This window comes from Tsukamurella tyrosinosolvens (genome assembly GCF_900104775.1).
Lineage (GTDB): Bacteria > Actinomycetota > Actinomycetes > Mycobacteriales > Mycobacteriaceae > Tsukamurella > Tsukamurella tyrosinosolvens.
The window spans coordinates 3,715,744-3,734,223 of record NZ_FNSA01000003.1; the positions used below are offsets into that span (position 1 = coordinate 3,715,744).

The window sequence follows — 18,480 nt, forward strand, 5'->3', positions numbered from 1 at the left end:
GAGGATGATTCCTTCCTCGGACGAGGTGGTGGGTGATTGCGAGGTGGACGCCCGCTGCCGCGGGCCTCCGTCACTCGAGGGCCGCGTAGACGGCCGGCCGGGATCGGCGCAGGATCGTCGCCCACGCGAGGCCGCCGAGGAACGCCACGGCGAGCAGGCCCAGGAAAAGGTCGGCCAGGGCGCGGGAGCCGATGAGGATTTCGAAGTCGGCGACGACGAGCACGAGGATCCCGGTGAGCGCCACGAGGGCGAGCGCGGGAGCGATGGTGCCGTGCCACGGGGACGCGGTGCGCCGCCGCCGGAAGTGCACGACGACCGCTGCGGATGTCAGGGTCAGCAGCGCGATCAGTCCGAGGGTTCCGGCGCCGCCGAACCAGGCGTAGACCTGGATGACGGGGTCGAGTCCGGCGACCGCGGTGACCGCGACGAGGACGCCGGTCACGGCCGAGGTGAGGAGCGAGGCGACGTACGGCGACCGGTGCGCCGGGTGGACCTCGCCGAGCCGGGGCGGCAGGGCGCCCTGGCGGCCCAGGGCGAAGAGGTAGCGCGAGACGACGTTGTGGGCAGTGAGGACGCAGGCGAAGAAGCTCGTGACCAGCAGCACCTGCACGGCGTCGTGCGCGACCTGCGAGATGTACCGCGTCGCGAGGCCGGAAGCGAGGCCCTCGGGGTCGCCCGCCGCGAGCTCGGCGGCGCGATCGACACCGAGGCCGACGATCATGGCCCAGGCCGATACGGCGCATACGGTCGCGATCAGCGCCACCGCGATGTACGTGGCCCTCGGGATCGTGCGATCGGGATCCTTCGCCTCCGACCGGAAGACCGCGGTCGCCTCGAAGCCGACGAAGCCGAAGACCGCGAACATGATCCCGGTAGCGGGCGCACCACCGGCGAAGGCGTTCCAGGACAACGGCTCCGCAGTGAGTCCGCCGGCTCCGCCGCGCATCGTGATCGCGAGGTCGATGATCGCGACGACGCCGATCTCGGCGACGAGCAGGACGCCGAGCACGCGGGCGCTGACGTCGACGTTCCGATGGCCCAGGAAGCCGATGACGGCGAGACCGGCGCCGGCGAGCAGCCACCACGGCACCGACGCACCCGAGAAGGTCTCGACCACGGTGCGCGCCGAAGCGCCGAGGTATCCGGAGACCGCGACCATCAGCACGCTGTAGGTGACCAGCGCCAGTGCCGCAGCGCCGAGCCCCGCCGCCGTCCCGAGCCCCCGCTGGACGTAGGAGTAGAACGCGCCGGCGTTGCGGACCTCCGGCGTCATAGCGGAGTACCCCGCGGTGAACAGCAGAAGGACCACACCCACGATCACGAAGTCGACGGGCGTTCCGATCCCGTTGCCCGTTCCGAGCATCAGCGGGATCAGCCCGGCGAACACCGTCAACGGCGCTGCCATGGCGACGACCATGAACACGATGTGCCCGACGCCGAGCGTCCGCTCCAGACCGGTGCCGGGGGCGGCCGCGGGCCCGGCCGTCGCGGTCACCGCGCCACCGCCCGCTCGAGGTGGGCCACGACGTGGTCGGCGATGCGCAGCGCGAGCGCGTCCGGCAGGTGGTGCCCCATGCCGGGGACCACGATGTGTCGCGCCCCTTGGATCGCCGCCGCGGTGGCGTCGCCGCCCGACGGGGCCACGATGAGGTCACGGTCGCCGTTGATCACGAGCGTGGGCGCGGTGATCCGCGAGAGCTCCTCGGATCGGTCGCCCGAGGCCTGGATCGCCTGGAGCTGGCGGGAGGTGCCGGCGACCGCGTCGCCGGCGGTGCGCTCGAACGTCGTGACGGCGTGCGCGGCCTCCTCCGCCTCATCGATCGGGTACGCGGCGCCGGCGAGGTGCGCGGTCATCCGCAGGTGTGAGCGGACTGCACCCACCCGGTCGCGCGCCGGTGGGGCGGAGAGCAGGACCCAGGTCGACGGTGCCGGCTGCCCCACCTTCGGATCGCCGGTGGTCGAGTACAGGGAGGTGAGCGTCGTGACGAGGTACGGGTACCGGGCGGCGACGGTCTGGGCGATCATGCCGCCCATCGATCGTCCGACGAGGTGGACGGGTCCGACGCCCAGGTGCTCGATCAGCTGCGCCGCATCGGCGGCCATGTCGGCGAGTGTGTACGCGTCCCGCCGCGGCCGGGCGAGCAACTGACGCAGCGTGTTCGGCGGTGGGGTCGTCGCGTACGTCGACCGTCCACAGTCCCGGTTGTCCATGCGGATCACCTGGAACCCGGTCGCGACGAGCGCGGAGACGAACCGGTCGGACCAGGTGGTGAGGTCCTCCGCGAGCCCCGCGACGAGCAGGACCGGCGGGCCGTCGGTAGGACCGTCGATGCGGAAGCAGACGCGGGTTCCGCCGGGGAGCACGGCGAACCGGTCGAGGTCCTCAGGCATCGACCCGCTCCTTGGTGGACGCGCCCGCCTCGTCGCGGGTGGAACCGAACTGCAGGGCGTCGTCGAGCAGCGGACCGCGCAGGATCTTCGCGTCCTGCTGGTACGACATCGACATCTGGAACAGGCCCGTGCCCTGCTTCGGGATGACGTCGCGCGCGCGCTGGGCGTAGCCCGAGCTCAGATCCAGGATCGGCCGGCGCTCCATGGTGGGGTCGGCGTCGACGCGGACGCTGTCGTAGCCGAAGGCGTCCATGTGCTTGATCAGCTCACAGAGGTAGCGGGCGACGATCCCGATCTTCAGGGTCCACGCCGAGGTGGTGTAGCCGATCGCGATGGACAGGTTGGGCAGGCCCGTCAGCAGGGTGCCGCGGTAGGCAACGGTGTCGGGGATGGCAACGGCCTCGCCGTCGACGTCGAAATCGATCCCGCCGAGGAGCCGCATGTTCAGGCCCGTCGCCGTGACGATGAGGTCGGCGTCGAGGTGGTCGCCGGACTCGAGCGCGATCCCGGTCTCGGTGAACCGCTCGATCTTGTCGGTGACGATGGAGGCGCCGCCGTCGCTCAGCGCGGCGAAGAAGTCGCCGTCGGGGCAGAGGCACAGGCGCTGATCCCACGGCTTGTACGGCGGGTTGAAGTGGGTGTCCACGGGATAGCCCTCCGGCAGGGACTTGGCGTTGGCCTTCCGGATGAGTGTGCGGGCGGCCTTCGGGAAGGCGCGGATGAACTTCACCTGGCCTCGCTCGGCCCAGATGCTGGCGAACCGGGTGACCGCGTATCCACGCTTCTCCCCGAACAGTCGGAAGAAGAGCAGCGCCGAGGTGTCGACCTTCGGCCACGGTACGACGTAGGTCGGCGTGCGCTGCAACATGGTGACGTGCGCTGCGGCCCCGTCGTGGTTCAGCATGGACGGGATCAGCGTGACGGCGGTCGCGCCGCTGCCGATGACGACGACCCTCTTGCCGGCGTAGTCGTAGTCCTCGGGCCAGTGCTGCGGATGGATGATGTCGCCCCGGAAGTCCTCGCGGCCCTCGAAGTGCGGGGTGTAGCCCTCGTCGTAGCGGTAGTAGCCGGTGCCCGCGAAGATCCACTTCGTGGTGATCCGCCGCTCGCCGTCAGGGGTTCGCACGTCCAGGGTCCAGCGGGCGTCGGCGCTCGACCAGGAGGCGTGCCGAACGCCGTGCTCGAACCGGATGAGCCGACCGAGGTCGTACTCGTCGACCGTCTCCTGGAGATACTTCAGGATCTTCGGCGCCTCGGCGATGGCGTCGGGATCCGTCCACGGCTTGAACTCGTAGCCGTAGGTGTGGAGGCCGTTGTCGGAGCGGATCCCGGGGTACTTGAACAGGTCCCAGGTGCCGCCGATGTTCTCGCGGCCTTCGAGGATCGCCACTCGCTTGTCCGGGAAGGCCTCGGTGATGTACTTCGCGGCGCCGATGCCGGCGATCCCGGCGCCGACGATGACGATGTCGAGATCTTCAGTGCGGCTTGTCGGTACGTTCATCGTGAGGCCTTCCGGTGGCGGTCGAAACTGTGATGCTTCGACGATGCCGCCCCGGCCCCGGTGTGAGCTACCGCACAGTGCTCCCTCTTCCGCGGCGCACCGGTGCACAGTGCACACTCGTTCCGAACGTCATGCGCGGCTACCGATCACGCGGTAGCGGCCGCAGAGGAACGCCTTGTTGCGCGCCCACTCCACCAATTCGAAGTCGAAGGCGCGCGGGAACAACGGCCGCCCCGACCCCACGGTGGCGGGCGCGTAACTGATCACGACCTCGTCGAGCATGCCGGCCTCGGCGAACTGTGCCGCGAGGTCGCCGCCGCCGACCACCCACACGCCCTTCTCGCCCGCAGCCTCCTCCACCGTCGCGCGGAGCTCGGACGGGGCGCCCGCCACGAAGCGCACCCCCGGGTGGATGGGGTCCAGCTCCCGGTGGGTGAACACGAACACCGCGTAGTCGGCGTAGTACCACGGTTCGTCGCCCGCCTCGACGCGATCGACGACCCACTGGTAGGTGGTGTAGCCCATCACGATCGCGCCCACGCCGGCCATGTACTCCTCGATGTTCATCGGGCCGCCGTCGTCGATCGGCTGGCTGAGCAGCCAGTCCAGGCTGTCGTTCTCGTCGGCGAGGAAGCCGTCGAGGGTGGACGCGGTGTAGTACGAGTAGGCGGTCATGATGCTCCTCCGGTGATGCGTCGGTGCCAGATGATGGGATCGGGATCCAGTTCGGGAGTGTCGACGGCGACGCCGACGTCGGCCAGCATCCAGCGCGCCAGGAGCCGGCGGTGCGCGGAGAAGGTCAGCTCGTGCGCCACGATCTGCGAGAGCAGGAAGGACTCGGGCGGGTCGCACAGCGCGTCGATCACCCGGTCACCCCACGCGCTACGTCGTTCGATGTCACGGATCAGGCCGAGCCACCGCGGCGAGGTCCGCTCGTGGTGCGCGCGAAGGACATCGGGATCGACGGCGGGGTCGCGCCGGGGCTCGGGATCGCCCGCGATCGTGGCGAGCCACGGTTCGGTGCTGTGCACGAGGTGCCACATCACCTGCGCGAGGGATTCGTCCGGACCGTCCCAGTGTCGCGGGGTCGATCCGGCGAGTCGCACCTTCCGGTACTCCTCGGCCGACAGCCCCTCGACCGCGTCCAGAAGGGCGCCGATGTCGGCCGCGTCGTGCTGGACCTGCAGCGCCAGTACGTCTCCCGTCGACTCCTCGTGCCCGTCCTCGATGTACAGCACCGTCGGCGAGTGGAAGTGCAGGCCGTTGGGCGAGGGCAACCAGTGCCCGACGGTGGCCGGAAGCTGCGACGGTGAGTGACCGTAGGCGCGGGCGAAGGCCCGGATGAATCCTTCGACGGAGTCGTACCCCGCGGCGAAGGCGGCGTCGGTCACCGTCGATCCGCGTTGCAGTTGCCAGGCGGCGCGTTCGAGCAGGACCCGTCGACGCAGCGCGACGGGCGATTCGCCCGCGCCGGCGCGCACCTGCCGGGCGAAATGATGCAGCGAGCTGTGCGCGCCGGCGGCCATGGCGTCGAGGCTGTCGTGCGGATCGGCGAGGACGGCCTCGAGGAGTCGGCGCAGCGGGTCGGCGGGTTCGGACATGGGAACCAGTATCGACCGCGCGACCCCGCCGCCGCTTGACCGTTCTTGCTCAGTTCGTCGCGGCGACCCCGAGCTCGGCGAGAACGGCCGTCGCCGCCCGCTCGCCCGACGCCGCGGCGTCCGCGAGCGAGGGCACGTCGAGCAGGAAGTCGCCCGCGAGATGGATCGGGCCGACCGGCTCGCGCAACACCGGGAGCGACGCGCGCTTGTTCGGAGCCCAGAACGGCACCACGCGGTGGTGCTTGCGGACGATCGGCGTCCCGAGCTTGCCCCTCAGCTGCGGATACAGCGAGACGAGGTCACGGCTGAACCGATCCGCGATCTCCTCGTCGGGCAGGTCGAGGAGGGCGTCCGCCTTCGCGCCGCCCGCGAAGCAGGCGAGCGCGCCGCCCGGCGTCCGCGGACCTTGTCCGCGCAGCGCCGCCGCGTGGTTGAACACCGCCTGGAACTGCAACAGCGGCGTCGACACGGCGAAGAAGTCGTCCCAGGCCTGGGGCTCGCCGTCCTCCTCCGTGAAGAACCCGACCACCACGTAGCGGCCGTACTCGATGTCGTCGTACGCGGCCCGGTACGACGACGGGAGGCCGGGAAGGATCCGAGTGGCGATGTCGGCCGGCACGGTGACGACGGCACGCTCGGCACGAAGCCGCACGGGGCCGTTCGCATCCTCGTACTCGACGACGACACCGTCGTCGTCCCACTCGACCGTGCTCACCGTGGCGCCCAGCCGGATCTTGTCGCCCAGATCCTGGGCAAGGATGTCCGTCAGCGTCTGGTTGCCGCCGACGGGGAGCGAGAAGTTCGGCACCTTCTCGGGATCTGCGATGGCGATCCCCACGGAGAAGACGAACTGCGTGGCGGCGGTCTCCTCCGGTTCGCAGCCCATCCACTGGGCCGCCCAGGCCCGGACGACGGCGCGGGTGGTGGCCGATCGCACGCCGCGCACGACGGCGTCGCCGGACTTGCGATCCAAGGACGCCCGCACGCGACGGCCGATGGCGCCGTCGGGGTTCATCCCCAGAGCGACCGCGCCCGAGACGACGCGCGCGCCGACGACGGCCATCCCGATCCGGTCCAGGAAGCTCATCCCCTTGGAGAACATGAGCTGCACCGGATTCGACGTGTCGATCACTTCGCCGTTGAGCCCGAGCGCGACCCCCTTGCCCGCGAGGCTGCCGCGGGCGACGTCGTGCCGGTCCAGCGCCTCGATGAGCGGGCCCGTGCCCTCAGTGAACTGCGTGCCGACGTTGATCCAGTAGTCGCCCTGCCGGACGGTCTCGACGCGCCCGCCCGCGCGGTCGGCGGCTTCGAGGACGACGACGTCATCGACGTGGGCGGACAGGGTGGTCGCGGCCATGAGGCCGGACATGCCCGCTCCGATCACGACGACGCGGGCGGACTCCTCGCGGGCGGGCTTCGGTGCGGTCATGGCTTCCTCATTTCATCGGTGGTTCCGGCATCGCCGTCTGACGTACACCGGACCATCATAGTCATACGACTCGGTCGTTTGACCATGTTTGATGAGCATAGGGCCATCGCCAGCCGCACTCGCCGTGCACGGGCGCAGGCCCATGAGGTCCCGCGGCGCCCGACGGAACAGCAGGTCAGCCAGGTATCAGCCGAGGTCGACCCACGACAGGAGCGGCCCCGTGGTCACCGGGACGCGGTCGTCGCCCGCATCCAGGTTCGCGTCCATCCAGGCGTCCAGCATGTGGACAGTGAGGTCCATCTGGGCGGGAGCCGCGTCCCGATCGGCGAACACCAACCAGTTCATGGCGAAGCCGTCCGAGAGGACGGTGACCACGTACGCCAGCTCGTCGATCGCCCCCTCGGCCGGGGACTGCCCCGCGGCCGCTGCGTCAGCCTCGAGAATGGCGCGCAGCGCGGCGTTCGCCTCGGTGTACACCATGACCGCCTGCCCGCTCGCCTGGCGTCGCGCCCAGCTGATCAACTCGATGATCGCGCGGCCGAAATCCTCGTTCGCGACGTACCACTCCATGACCCCGCGCATCAGCGAGCGTGCAGTCTCCTTCACGTCTCCATGACAGTCGTTGCGCGCCAGTACTTCCCGGTATTGACCGGCGACGTACTGAAAGACCTCGGCGAACAGCTCCTCCTTCGAGGCGAAGCAGTAGTGCAGCGTCGCCAGTGGCGCGTTCGCCTCATCCGCGATTCGGCGGGTCGTGGCGCCGTCGACCCCGTGGGCCGCGATCACACGCACGGCGGCGTCGACCAGTTCTGAACGCCGCTCGGCGGCGGGGATGCGGGCCATGCGGGCCTCCAATCGGTGGGAACGGGACGCACTCAGCCGGAGTCACCGGCGACACTACACCGATTCGCGGACAAACCGGTCACCCGTCTTGGTCGACGCCACTTCCTCATCCACCACCCTTGACTGTGACGCCGAACACTGTCATTCTCACTTCATGGTCAGTTGACCAAGACGATAGATCGACTCTATGTGCGGTCCGAGCCCGGTCCGAGGAGGCATTGGAATGAAGATCATGTACGACACCGGGTGGGCCGCACCCCCGCTTCCCGCCGAACCTCAGCTGGCCGGCGACGTGCACTGCGATGTCGTCGTGATCGGCGGCGGTGGCGGGGGCATGGCCGCGGCGATCCGCCTCGCCGAGAGCGGCGCCGATGTGGTCCTCGTGGAGGCCCGCACCCTCGGCGCAGGCGCGAGCGGCCGCAACGCCGGCTACATCACCAACTCCATCGCCGCCGATCCCGAGATGCTCGATCACCTCGTCGAGCCGGACCGCTTGCGGGCGCTGTACCGCTACGCGGAGAACGCCGTCCACTTCGCCGAGAGCACCATCGACGAACACCGGATCGAATGCGGACACGTGAAGGCCGGCATCGTCATGGCGGCCGTCAGCAAGGGCCAACTCCGCCGGGCACGCCGGATCGCGAAGGTCCTGCAGAAGAACGGCGCGGCCTCGGAGTTCGTGGACGGCCGCGAGGCCGGATTGCCGGAGGGCTTCCTCGGCGGCGTGCGCGAACGCGTCGGTGGCACGGTCAATCCCGGCGAATTCGTCGTCGGCCTCCGGCGCGCTACCATCGCAGCGGGCGTGCGGGTGTACGAGCACACCCCCGCCCGCGACGTGACGGACACCGGCGACGGCGTCACCGTCGACACCCCTGGCGGCAGCGTCCGCGCGAAGCGGGCCCTGCTGATGACGAACGCCGACAACGGGGCGTTCGCGATCGCCCCGAAGAATCTCGCGACGCCCACGTACACCTGCCTCCTGGAGACCGAGCCGATCGCACCCGAAAGGCTGGACCAGATCGGCTGGACCAGTCGTGCGCCGATGGTCTCGCTGCACATGATCCTGGAGAACCACCGCGTCACCCCGCGCGGCACGATCGTCTTCGGTACCCGCAGGGTGGAGGCCGGCCGTGTCCCCCTCCCTGAGCGCACGCCCTCCCCCGCAGTAGCCGACGACTTGGTCCGCGGCTTCCGCGAGCGGTTCCCCGGGCTCCGCGACGTCGGATTCCGGAGCGTATGGGGCGGGTGGATCTCGATGAGCGGCACCTGGATGCCCGCTGCCGGGGAGGCGTCGGACAACGTCCTGTACTCCCAGGCCTGCAACGGCCACGGCTTCGCCCAGGCGCAGTACGTCGGCCACCTCCTCGCCGACCACGTCGGCGGCGCGCCGCGCCACGCGGACCTCGACGCGATCTGGCACGGCCGCAAGCGGTTCCGGCCCAGCGTCGTCAACGGTCCCACGCTCTACGCCGGCTGGCTGGCCGACCGCGCTCTCGATCGTCTCGCAGCACTCACCCACTGACTCCCGAGGAAGAAGAAGCCATGAAGGAAATCCTGTTCATGATCGCCGATGTATGGGCGATCGTCGTCGGCTACACGTACGGCATCAAGTTCATCCGCAAGCATCACAACTACCTTCTGGGGCTCGAGTGGATCGTCGTCGCCACGTCGTGCACGAACTTCCTACTCTTCGCCGCGACCAAGTCCAGTCATGACAGCGTGCTGTACATGATCGCCTCGTTCTTCGACGCGTTCTCCCGCTCCGTCGGCATCACGTTGATCCTGGTCCTCGGCCTGATGCAGGTGACGCACCGGTACAAGCCGACCCTGCCCGTCGAGATCGGCTCATTCGCACTGGCCGCCGTCTGCGGCTTCCTCCTGGTCGGCTACCAGGAATCGGCCTACGCGACGCCCATCAAGATCTTCTTCATCGTGGTCAACGTGCTCACCAGCGCTTTCCTGATCTACTTCGCCGCGCGGCTGTGGCGCATCGGCGAGCGGGGTCACGCGATCTGGGCGGGCGTCTCGACCTTCTGCAGCTTCCTCATCGCCGCGATCTACGACTTCGTCCAGATCCCCGGGGACGACGCCGAGCACACGATCTTCTACACCCTCGCACTCGCGTCCTGGGGCCTGCAGATGTTCGTCTTCTACCGCGCGTACGACGCGTTCGACGCCGACAACAAGCGGGTCGACGCGCAGGCGGTCAACGCCGCTCCAGCCACGGCTTGATCCGCGCGGTCACCCACGGCAGCACCAGGAAGACCATGAGCGGGGTGTTGATCAGCGTCGCGATCAGGGTGCGGCCCACCAGGCCCCAGCCGTGTGCGGGGAGGAACGTCAGGTGCGGGAGCACCAGGAAGTTGATCAGCAGCGACAGCGGGAAGAAGCCCAACCAGATGGCGACGGCCTGCTTCCACCGCGGCGGCACCTTCGCCACGGGGGCGGCGACGGGGCCGGCACCGTCGGGCTGCGGGGAGAACCAGCCCTCGATCCCGGACAGGCGGTGGGTGGCGGTCTCGACGGCGAGGCCCTCGCACCGCTCCAGCCAGTGCTTGCGCACCCGCGAGCGCTGCCAGTCGTCCAGCTCCTCGTCGGAGGCGAAGCGGTAGATCACGAAGTACAGCTCGGGGTCGTCCGCGGACCGGACCCATCCGCCGCCCAGGAAGCCGCGGTAGGTACGGGCCAGCGCGATCCCCGCGTCGGTCCAGGCCAGGAATTCGTGTTCGCGGCCGGGGGCGATACGTCGGGCGACGGAGGTCAGCGAGGCCTTGTGGGCCGCTCCTGCCTCCGACCGGGTCTCGGTGTGGGGCATGCGTACCAGTGTCGGGGCCGACGGCCCGGGACACCAACCGGGGCGGTGTGATCTTGCCGACGTCCGACCCGGGACGCCGGGGACCGCCGCCCGACACCGGGCGGAATCAGCGCGACGCGGGGCCGGGTGCCACAATCGGGGGCGTGTCCTACCTCCTGCGCGTCCGCCTCACCGACCGTCCCGGCAGCCTGGGTTCCCTGGCCGTGGCCCTCGGCTCGGTGGGTGCCGACATCCTCTCGCTCGACGTCGTGGAGCGCGGCGATGGCTTCGCGGTGGACGACATCGTCGTGGACCTGGGCCCGCAGTCGCTGCCGGACACCCTGATCACCGCGGCGGAGTCGCTGGACGGCATCACGGTCGACTCGATCCGTCCGTACGCCGACGTCCTGGACACCCACCGCGAACTCGAGCTCATCGACCACGTGGCCGGCGCCGGGCACGACCAACTGCAGATGCTGGCCGACCAGGTCCCGCGCGTGCTGCGGGTGGGCTGGTGCGCCGTGCTGGGCAACACCCCGGAGACCCAATGGCCCGTCTTCGGCTCGTCCGGCCTACCCGAGACGCCGCCCGAGCACCTCGACTTCCTGCCGCTCAGCGGCCCCGTCGCCCTCGATCCCGAGGCGGACTGGGTGCCGGACGCCTGGCAGCAGCTCGACACCAAGCTGGCCGCGGCCCCGCTGGGCGCGATCGGCAAGGTCGTGCTCGTCGGCCGGCCGGGCGGCCCGGACTTCCGACCGTCCGAAGTGGCCCGGTTGGGCTACCTCGCCGGCATCGTGGCGACGGTGCTGGTCCGCTAAGTCCCGCGGTGCCGGATTCGCACGGGCGCGGTCTTGCGCATTTGTATAGACAGCGCTATACATAGCGGGTGTGATCCGCCACACACCCCCGCTCGCCCGCTAAGGAGTCCCCCGTGAGCGATCTCGGCTCCACCCTGGTCCGCGGCCTGTCCGCGCGCCACATCCGGTTCATCGCCCTCGGCTCCGCGATCGGTACCGGCCTGTTCTACGGCTCCGCCTCGGCCATCCAGTCCGCCGGGCCCGCGGTCCTCGTCGCGTACATCATCGGCGGCGCCGCGATCTACATCGTGTTGCGCGCCCTCGGCGAGCTGGCCGTCCGCAACCCCGTCGCCGGCTCGTTCGGCGAGTTCGCCTCCGCGAACCTCGGCCCGCTCGCGGGCTTCATGACCGGGTGGACCTACATCTTCGAGATGATCGTGGTGGCCCTCGCGGACGTCACGGCGTTCGGTGTGTACATGGGATTCTGGTTCCCCGACGTGCCGCGCTGGATCTGGGTGCTGTCGATCATCTTCTTCATCGCCGCCGTGAACCTGGTGGGCGTCAAGACCTTCGGCGAGCTCGAGTTCTGGTTCACCCTCGTCAAGATCGTGGCGATCATCGCGATGATCGCCGGCGGCATCGCCGTGCTGATCTTCGGTTTCGGCCTCCACGACACCTCGCAGGGGGTGTCCAACCTGTGGTCGAACGGCGGCTTCTTCGCCACCGGGATCGGCGGCTTCCTCGGCTGTTTCGCGATCGTCATCTTCGCGTTCGGAGGCAGCGAGATCATCGGCATCACCGCCGGCGAGGCGCAGGACCCCGAGAAGACCATCCCGCGCGCGGTCAACACCGTGCCGATCCGCATCCTGCTGTTCTACGTCCTCACCCTCGCAGTGATCATGGCGATCATCCCGTGGAACGAGATCACCACGGAACGCAGCCCGTTCGTGCAGATCTTCGAGGCGCTCGGCGTCGGCCCGGCTGCCGCCGTGCTCAACGTCGTGGTGATCACCGCCGCCCTGTCCGCGATCAACAGCGACGTCTTCGGCGCCGGCCGCATGCTCTACGGCATGGCGCAGCGAGGACAGGCACCGCAGGCACTGACCAAGGTCTCGCGGAACGGTGTCCCCTATCTCACCGTGGTCATCATGGCCGGTGCGCTACTGGTGGGCGTCGTCCTGAACTGGCTGATCCCGGAGAACGTCTTCGCGGTGATCGCGTCGATCGCCACCTTCGCCACCATCTTCGTCTGGCTGATGATCCTGGCCGCGCAGTACAAGGCGCGCCGCTCGATGACGCCCGAACAGGAAGCGGGCCTGAAGTTCCCCGTGCCGCTGTGGCCCTACGGCCAGCTGATCACGATGGCCTTCCTCGTCTTCGTCACCGTCCTGCTCGCGTTCCACGCCGACACCCGCGTGGCCCTCTACGTCGGCGCCGCTTGGCTGGTCATCCTCGCCGTCGCGTTCCGCCTCCTCCCCCGCACCCCGAAGATCGAAATGGAGAAGATCTGATGAGCACCGTCACCGTCGGCCTCGGCCCCGTCAGCCCCGAGGACGTCCTGCGGGTCGCCCGCGAGGGCGCCGCCGTGGAGCTGTCGCAGGAGTCGCTCGACGCGATGGCCGCCACCCGCGCGCACATCCGCGCGCTCGCCGACAGCCCGGAGCCCGTGTACGGGGTGTCCACCGGATTCGGCGCGCTCGCCACCCGGCACATCCCCACCGAACTACGCAAGCAGCTGCAGCGCAGCCTGATCCGCTCACACGCCGCCGGCTCCGGCCCCGAGGTCGAGCGCGAGGTGATCCGCGGCCTCATGCTGCTCCGCCTCTCGACGCTCGCCACCGCCCGCACCGGCGTCCGCCCCGAGGTCGCGAAGGCCTACGCCGCCCTGCTCACCGCCGGCATCACCCCCGTCGTGCACGAGTACGGCAGCCTGGGCTGCTCGGGCGACCTCGCGCCGCTGGCGCACTGCGCGCTCGCGGTGATCGGCGAGGGCACGGTCCGCACGGCCGACGGTGCGCTCGTCCCCGCCGCGGAGGCTCTGGCCGCCGCCGGCATCGAGCCCGTGGTGTTGGAGGAGAAGGAGGGCCTCGCCCTCATCAACGGCACCGACGGCATGCTCGGCATGCTCGTGATGGCCTGCCACGACCTGCGCGGCCTGCTCAAGCTCGCCGACATCACCGCGGCGATGAGCGTCGAGGGCCTCATGGGCACCAACCGCGTCTTCGCCGCCGACCTGCAGGCCCTGCGGCCGCAGCCCGGCCAGGCCGTCGCAGCCGCGAACATGACGCGCCTGCTCGACGGTTCGCCGATCGTCGCGAGCCACCGCGAGGACACCACCGTGGTGCAGGACGCCTACTCGCTGCGCTGCGCCCCGATCGTGACCGGTGCCGCGCGGGACACCATCGCGCACGCCGAGACCGTCGCCGGCTACGAGCTGGCCAGCGCCGTGGACAATCCCGTCATCACACTCGACGGCCGCGTCGAGTCGAACGGCAACTTCCACGGTGCGCCCGTGGCCTACGTGCTGGACTTCCTCGCGATCGTCGCCGCCGACGTGGCGTCGATGAGCGAGCGACGCACGGACCGCTTCCTGGACAAGGCCCGCAACCACGGCCTGAACCCGTTCCTCGCCGACGACCCGGGTGTCGACTCGGGCCACATGATCGCGCAGTACACGCAAGCCGCCATCGTCTCCGAACTCAAGCGGCTCGCGGCACCGTCGTCGGTGGACTCGATCCCCTCCTCCGCGATGCAGGAGGACCACGTCTCGATGGGCTGGTCCGGGGCGCGCAAGCTGCGCCGCTCGATCGACGGCCTGACCCGCGTGCTGGCGATCGAGGCGCTCACCGCGGCCCGCGCGATCGACCTGCGCGCGCCGCTGCAGCCGGCCGCCGCGACCGGCGCCGTCCGGGATCTGATCCGTAGCCGCGTCGAGGGACCCGGCACCGACCGCTACCTCGCGCCCGAGATCGAGGCCGTGGTCGAGCTGGCGGCGTCGGGCGCGCTCGTGGATGCCGCGGAGCGGGTCGCGGGCGAGCTCGGGTAGAGCCGGCGTTCGATGGGGGAATCGGCGCCGCGCGGGGGACGGCCGAGCCCCCACCGAACGCGCGTCGTGCGGCGGGGGACGAAACGCCGGACGGGGGAATCGGTGCGGCGCGGGGGACGGCGGCCGCCGCGGGCCAGATCCGCGGCACGCACGAGTGAGGCCTATGCGCCTGGCGCATGGCCTCACTCGGAGAAACAGCCTGTGAACACCGCATTCCACGCCATGCGCGGGACGCATGGCTGTCGCGATCGCCCCTCACTCCAACCGGAGCGGGCGATGCCATCGCGACCGGCTCTCAGCAGCGGGTGACGATGCGGTGGATCAGGCGGGCAGCCGTGCGCGCCGTGCGGTTGTCGACGTCGAGCGATGGGTTGAGCTCGGCGATGTCGAGGAGCCGGAGCTTGCCGCTGGCGGCGGCGATGTCGCACACCCGCGAGATCACTTCCAGCGGTACGCCCAGGCCCGCGGGAGCGGAGACGCCGGGCGCGACCGCGGCGGGCAGCACGTCGAGGTCGATCGTGAGGTACAGCGCGTCGACGCCGCCGAGGAAGTCCTGCACGAAGCGCTCCACGGCGGGCATCGACAGGACGCCGCACTCGTCGTCGAGCAGGTACCGCACACCGAGGCGCTCGGCCTCGTCGAACAGCGCGCGTGTATTGCCCGGCTGCGAGATGCCCACCACCGCGTAGTCCAGCCGCCGCCCGAGGGTCGCCTCCCGCTCGGCCATCTGCCGGAACGGCGTGCCCGAGCTGGGGCGCGGCGCGGCACGAAGATCGAAGTGCGCGTCCAGGTTCAGGACGCCGAGGCGTGCCCCGTCGGTGACGGCACGCGAATCCGCGATGCCCAGGTAACTGCCGTAGGCGACCTCGTGGCCGCCCCCGAGGACCACCGGGAGGCCGCCGTCGTCGATCACGGCCGTGACCGCGGCACCGAGCCGCTCCTGGCCCGCCTCGAGGTCCTCGTCCCCTGGCACGACCACGTCGCCGAGGTCCGTGACCTCGAGATCGGCTGCGAGCGCCAGCGTTCCGAGGGCCCCGCGCAGCGTGGCGGGCCCCGCGGCGGCACCCGGCCGGCCGAGGTTGCGGACCACGCCGGCGTCGCTCGCGAAGCCGATCAGTGCGGTCGCGCCCGGCACGGGCCCGGAGGCCATCGCCGAGTGCCAGCGCAGGTGCTCCGGGCCGGGCCCGTCGTCGCGCCCCGACCAAGCCGACGGTGCCCGGTCCGTCATCGCTCGACTCCGGCCGAGAACACCCGCGAGACCAGCGGCACGCCCGGCCGGTACGCCAGGTGCAAGTGCGACGGGGCCTCGAGCACCGTCAGGTCCGCCCGCATCCCGACGCGCAGCGCGCCGACATCGGTGCGTCGCAACGCCGCAGCGCCGCCGGCGGTCGCCGCCCACACTGCCTCGTCGGGACTCATGTACATCTCCCGCACCGCGAGCGCGATGCAGAACGGGATGCTGGTGGTGTAGCTCGTGCCCGGGTTGCAGTCGGCCGCCAGGGCCACGGTGACGCCCGCGTCGAGGAGCGCCCGCGCGTCGGGGTACTTGTTGCGGGTGCTGAAGTCGGCGCCCGGCAGCAGCGTGGCGACGGTGCTCCCGCCCGCGAGGGCCTCGACGTCGGCGTCGGTGGTGTACGTGACGTGGTCCACCGAGGCGGCGCCCAACTCCACGGCGAGGCGCACGCCCGCACCGTAGGAGAGCTGGTTGCCGTGCACGCGCGGCACGAGCCCCGCCGCCATGCCGGCCGTGAGCACCGCGCGGGACTGCTCCTCGGAGAAGGCGCCCTCCTCGCAGAAGACGTCGATCCACGTCGCCCGCGGCGCGCACGCCGGGATCATCGCGTCGATCACCATCGCGACGTAGTCGTCCTGCCGCCCCGCGTATTCCGGCGGCGCGACGTGGGCGGCGAGCAGGGTCACCTCGTCGGAGACACCCGCCGCGACGTCCAGGCTGCGGGACTCGTCGAGCACCGTCTGGCCGTAGCCGGTCTTGATCTCCAGCGTGGTCGTGCCCTGCGCCCTGGCCTCCGCGGCGAGCCGCGCCGCGTTGGCCGCGAGCGCCTCGTCGGAGGCGGCGCGGGTCGCGGCGATCGTGGTGCGGATGCCGCCGGCGCCGTACGCGGCACCGGTCATCCGCGCCGCGAACTCCTCCGCCCGGTCGCCGCCGAAGACGGTGTGCGAGTGACTGTCCACGAATCCCGGGAGCACCGCGCGGCCCTCGACGTCGATGCGCGTGCCCGCGGCACCGTCGGGCACGCGGGCCGACGGGCCGACCCACTGGACGGCGCCGTCGCCGATGACGACGGCGGCGTCGCGGATCAGCCCGAGCCGCCCCTCCCCCTCCTCGGGGTCGTTGGTGACGAGGGAGCCGATGCCGTCGATCAGGGTCCAGCCGGCCGACATCAGCCCTCCTGCATGGGGATGCGGACGCCGCGCTCGCGGGCGACCTCGTTCGCGTACTCGTAACCGGCGTCGGCATGGCGGATGACGCCCATGCCCGGGTCGTTGGTGAGCACGCGTTCCAGCTTCTGTGCGGCGAGATCGGTGCCGTCGGCGATGCACACCTGGCCGGCGTGGATCGAGCGGCCCATGCCGACGCCACCGCCGTGGTGGATCGACACCCAGGACGCGCCGGACGAGGTGTTGACCAGCGCGTTGAGCAGCGGCCAGTCGGCGACCGCGTCGGTGCCGTCGGCCATCGCCTCGGTCTCGCGGTAGGGCGAGGCGACGGAACCGGAGTCGAGGTGGTCGCGGCCGATCGCGAGGGGCCCGATCTCGCCGTTCGCGACCATCTCGTTGAACTTCAGGCCCGCGCGGTGACGCTCGCCGTAGCCGAGCCAGCAGATGCGGGCGGGCAGGCCCTCGAAGTGGACCTTCTCGCCGGCCATCGTGATCCACCGCTTGAGGTGCTCGTTCTCGGGGAAGAGCTCGAGGATCGCCTTGTCGGTCTTGGCGATGTCCTCGGGGTCGCCGGAGAGCGCGGCCCAGCGGAACGGGCCGAGGCCCTCCTCGAACAGCGGGCGGATGTACGCGGGCACGAAGCCGGGGAATTCGAAGGCGCGGTCGTAGCCGCCCTTGCGCGCCTCGTCGCGGATCGAGTTGCCGTAGTCGAAGACCTCGGCGCCGGCGTCCTGAAAGCCCACCATGGCCTGCACGTGCGCGGCCATCGATTTCTGCGCCTCCTCGGTGAAGTACGCCGCGTCCTTCTCGGCCATCTTCTGCCAGTCCTCGACGTCGATGCCGACGGGCAGGTAGGACAGCGGGTCGTGCGCCGAGGTCTGGTCGGTGACGATGTCGATCGGGGCCTTGCGCTCCAGCAGCTCCGGGAAGACCTCGGCGGCGTTGCCCACCAGGCCGATCGAGAGCGGTTCGCGGGCGTCGCGCTTCGCGATCGCGAGCTCCAGGGCCTCATCGAGCGTGGCGGCCTTGGTGTCCAGGTAGCCGTGGGCGATGCGGCGGTCGATGCGCGACTCGTCGACGTCGACACAGATCGCGACACCGTCGTTCATGGTGACCGCGAGGGGCTGCGCGCCGCCCATGCCGCCGACGCCGGCGGTCAGGGTGATGGTGCCGGCGAGCGTGCCGCCGAACCGCTTCTTCGCGACGGCGCCGAAGGTCTCGTAGGTGCCCTGGAGGATGCCCTGGCTGCCGATGTAGATCCAGGAGCCCGCCGTCATCTGGCCGTACATCATCAGGCCCTCGGCCTCGAGGTGCCGGAAGTGCTCCCAGTTCGCCCAGTCGCCCACCAGGTTCGAGTTGGCGAGCAGCACGCGCGGCGCCCACTCGTTCGTGCGGAAGACGCCGACGGGCTTGCCGGACTGCACGAGCAGGGTCTCGTCGTCGGCGAGGGTCTTCAGGGTGCGCACGATGGCGTCGAACGCGGCCCAGCTGCGGGCGGCGCGGCCGGTGCCGCCGTAGACCACGAGATCGTCCGGGCGCTCCGCCACCTCGGGGTCGAGGTTGTTCATCAGCATGCGCATCGCGCCCTCCTGCTGCCAGCCGCGGCAGGCGAGCTCGAGGCCGTGCGGGGCCCGCACCGGGCGGGCGCCGGCGGAGAAGTCGTGGGTCATGGAGGCGA

At 70.6% G+C, this 18,480-nt stretch carries 16 protein-coding genes; 5 read left to right on the forward strand and 11 right to left on the reverse strand.

All coding sequences use genetic code 11. The features are described 5' to 3' along the window. Window positions 1-70: 70 nt before the first annotated feature. The 7 genes from BLW32_RS20360 to BLW32_RS20390 all read right to left on the reverse strand — a co-directional run bounded on the left by BLW32_RS20360 (window position 71) and on the right by BLW32_RS20390 (window position 7,765). Window positions 71-1,495 carry an APC family permease gene (locus BLW32_RS20360; protein ID WP_068521589.1) on the reverse strand — a complete coding sequence of 475 codons (1,425 nt, stop codon included), beginning with the start codon at window positions 1,493-1,495 and terminating at the stop codon, window positions 71-73. After that, on the reverse strand, window positions 1,492-2,391 hold the full coding sequence (locus tag BLW32_RS20365) for an alpha/beta fold hydrolase (protein ID WP_068521591.1): 900 nt from the start codon (window positions 2,389-2,391) through the stop codon (window positions 1,492-1,494). Before BLW32_RS20365 ends, BLW32_RS20360 begins: the two co-directional genes overlap by 4 nt. Then, complete coding sequence (locus BLW32_RS20370; protein WP_068739510.1) at window positions 2,384-3,892, reverse strand: flavin-containing monooxygenase; 1,509 nt, start codon at window positions 3,890-3,892, stop codon at window positions 2,384-2,386. The genes BLW32_RS20365 and BLW32_RS20370 overlap by 8 nt, the downstream gene beginning before the upstream one ends. A gap of 129 nt (window positions 3,893-4,021) precedes the next feature. Then, the gene (locus BLW32_RS20375) at window positions 4,022-4,567 is read right to left on the reverse strand and encodes a dihydrofolate reductase family protein (protein WP_068739511.1); all 546 of its coding nucleotides are present in this window, start codon (window positions 4,565-4,567) and stop codon (window positions 4,022-4,024) included. Continuing rightward, window positions 4,564-5,493: a helix-turn-helix domain-containing protein gene (locus tag BLW32_RS20380; protein WP_068739512.1), complete on the reverse strand. Its 930-nt coding sequence runs from the start codon at window positions 5,491-5,493 to the stop codon at window positions 4,564-4,566. The genes BLW32_RS20375 and BLW32_RS20380 overlap by 4 nt, the downstream gene beginning before the upstream one ends. A 49-nt stretch (window positions 5,494-5,542) precedes the next feature. Continuing rightward, window positions 5,543-6,922 (reverse strand): flavin monoamine oxidase family protein, encoded by a 1,380-nt coding sequence (locus BLW32_RS20385; protein WP_068739513.1) that lies wholly within the window; start codon window positions 6,920-6,922, stop codon window positions 5,543-5,545. A 186-nt stretch (window positions 6,923-7,108) separates the two neighbouring features. Continuing rightward, window positions 7,109-7,765: a TetR/AcrR family transcriptional regulator gene (locus tag BLW32_RS20390; protein WP_068739514.1), complete on the reverse strand. Its 657-nt coding sequence runs from the start codon at window positions 7,763-7,765 to the stop codon at window positions 7,109-7,111. A 223-nt stretch (window positions 7,766-7,988) separates the two neighbouring features. Here BLW32_RS20390 and BLW32_RS20395 point away from each other — a divergent pair, with 223 nt between their 5' ends. Together BLW32_RS20395 and BLW32_RS20400 are read left to right on the forward strand one after the other, a co-directional pair. Then, a complete protein-coding gene (locus BLW32_RS20395) occupies window positions 7,989-9,287 on the forward strand; it encodes an NAD(P)/FAD-dependent oxidoreductase (protein ID WP_068739515.1) in 1,299 nt (432 codons plus the stop codon). A 20-nt stretch (window positions 9,288-9,307) separates the two neighbouring features. Further along, window positions 9,308-9,997 carry a transporter gene (locus BLW32_RS20400; protein WP_068739516.1) on the forward strand — a complete coding sequence of 230 codons (690 nt, stop codon included), beginning with the start codon at window positions 9,308-9,310 and terminating at the stop codon, window positions 9,995-9,997. Here BLW32_RS20400 and BLW32_RS20405 read toward each other — a convergent pair. Then, entirely contained in the window at window positions 9,972-10,580 is a 609-nt protein-coding gene (locus tag BLW32_RS20405; protein WP_068521608.1) for an antibiotic biosynthesis monooxygenase, read from the reverse strand. The two genes, BLW32_RS20400 and BLW32_RS20405, sit on opposite strands and share 26 nt — an antisense overlap. A gap of 143 nt (window positions 10,581-10,723) precedes the next feature. Between BLW32_RS20405 and BLW32_RS20410 the strand changes: the two genes are divergently transcribed. From BLW32_RS20410 to hutH, 3 genes are all read left to right on the forward strand, one after another. Further along, entirely contained in the window at window positions 10,724-11,377 is a 654-nt protein-coding gene (locus tag BLW32_RS20410; protein WP_068739517.1) for an ACT domain-containing protein, read from the forward strand. 113 nt (window positions 11,378-11,490) lie between these two features. Beyond that, window positions 11,491-12,867 carry an amino acid permease gene (locus BLW32_RS20415; protein ID WP_068521612.1) on the forward strand — a complete coding sequence of 459 codons (1,377 nt, stop codon included), beginning with the start codon at window positions 11,491-11,493 and terminating at the stop codon, window positions 12,865-12,867. Continuing rightward, window positions 12,867-14,402 (forward strand): histidine ammonia-lyase, encoded by a 1,536-nt coding sequence (gene hutH, locus BLW32_RS20420; protein WP_068739518.1) that lies wholly within the window; start codon window positions 12,867-12,869, stop codon window positions 14,400-14,402. The genes BLW32_RS20415 and hutH overlap by 1 nt, the downstream gene beginning before the upstream one ends. Window positions 14,403-14,697: 295 nt before the next feature. Here hutH and hutG read toward each other — a convergent pair whose 3' ends face one another. Genes hutG through hutU form a run of 3 tightly spaced genes read right to left on the reverse strand, consistent with a single transcriptional unit; the run spans window position 14,698 to window position 18,472 of the window. Next, on the reverse strand, window positions 14,698-15,630 hold the full coding sequence (gene hutG, locus BLW32_RS20425; RefSeq protein WP_068739519.1) for a formimidoylglutamase: 933 nt from the start codon (window positions 15,628-15,630) through the stop codon (window positions 14,698-14,700). Next, window positions 15,627-16,805, reverse strand: a complete 1,179-nt coding sequence (gene hutI, locus BLW32_RS20430) for an imidazolonepropionase (RefSeq protein WP_068739520.1) — start codon at window positions 16,803-16,805, stop codon at window positions 15,627-15,629. Before hutI ends, hutG begins: the two co-directional genes overlap by 4 nt. Further along, complete coding sequence (hutU, locus tag BLW32_RS20435; RefSeq protein ID WP_068739521.1) at window positions 16,805-18,472, reverse strand: urocanate hydratase; 1,668 nt, start codon at window positions 18,470-18,472, stop codon at window positions 16,805-16,807. The genes hutI and hutU overlap by 1 nt, the downstream gene beginning before the upstream one ends. Between the last annotated feature and the right edge of the window lie 8 nt (window positions 18,473-18,480).

Excerpts from the sequence above, each read along its gene's own strand:
- BLW32_RS20400 (WP_068739516.1), top strand. The coding sequence starts at position 9,308 with ATGAAGGAAATCCTGTTCATGATCGCCGATGTATGGGCGATCGTCGTC.
- BLW32_RS20380 (WP_068739512.1), bottom strand. The coding sequence starts at position 5,493 with ATGTCCGAACCCGCCGACCCGCTGCGCCGACTCCTCGAGGCCGTCCTC.
- hutI (WP_068739520.1), bottom strand. The coding sequence starts at position 16,805 with ATGTCGGCCGGCTGGACCCTGATCGACGGCATCGGCTCCCTCGTCACC.
- BLW32_RS20375 (WP_068739511.1), bottom strand. The coding sequence starts at position 4,567 with ATGACCGCCTACTCGTACTACACCGCGTCCACCCTCGACGGCTTCCTC.
- BLW32_RS20370 (WP_068739510.1), bottom strand. The coding sequence starts at position 3,892 with ATGAACGTACCGACAAGCCGCACTGAAGATCTCGACATCGTCATCGTC.
- BLW32_RS20395 (WP_068739515.1), top strand. The coding sequence starts at position 7,989 with ATGAAGATCATGTACGACACCGGGTGGGCCGCACCCCCGCTTCCCGCC.
- BLW32_RS20385 (WP_068739513.1), bottom strand. The coding sequence starts at position 6,922 with ATGACCGCACCGAAGCCCGCCCGCGAGGAGTCCGCCCGCGTCGTCGTG.
- BLW32_RS20365 (WP_068521591.1), bottom strand. The coding sequence starts at position 2,391 with ATGCCTGAGGACCTCGACCGGTTCGCCGTGCTCCCCGGCGGAACCCGC.
- BLW32_RS20405 (WP_068521608.1), bottom strand. The coding sequence starts at position 10,580 with ATGCCCCACACCGAGACCCGGTCGGAGGCAGGAGCGGCCCACAAGGCC.
- hutH (WP_068739518.1), top strand. The coding sequence starts at position 12,867 with ATGAGCACCGTCACCGTCGGCCTCGGCCCCGTCAGCCCCGAGGACGTC.
- BLW32_RS20390 (WP_068739514.1), bottom strand. The coding sequence starts at position 7,765 with ATGGCCCGCATCCCCGCCGCCGAGCGGCGTTCAGAACTGGTCGACGCC.
- hutG (WP_068739519.1), bottom strand. The coding sequence starts at position 15,630 with ATGACGGACCGGGCACCGTCGGCTTGGTCGGGGCGCGACGACGGGCCC.
- hutU (WP_068739521.1), bottom strand. The coding sequence starts at position 18,472 with ATGACCCACGACTTCTCCGCCGGCGCCCGCCCGGTGCGGGCCCCGCAC.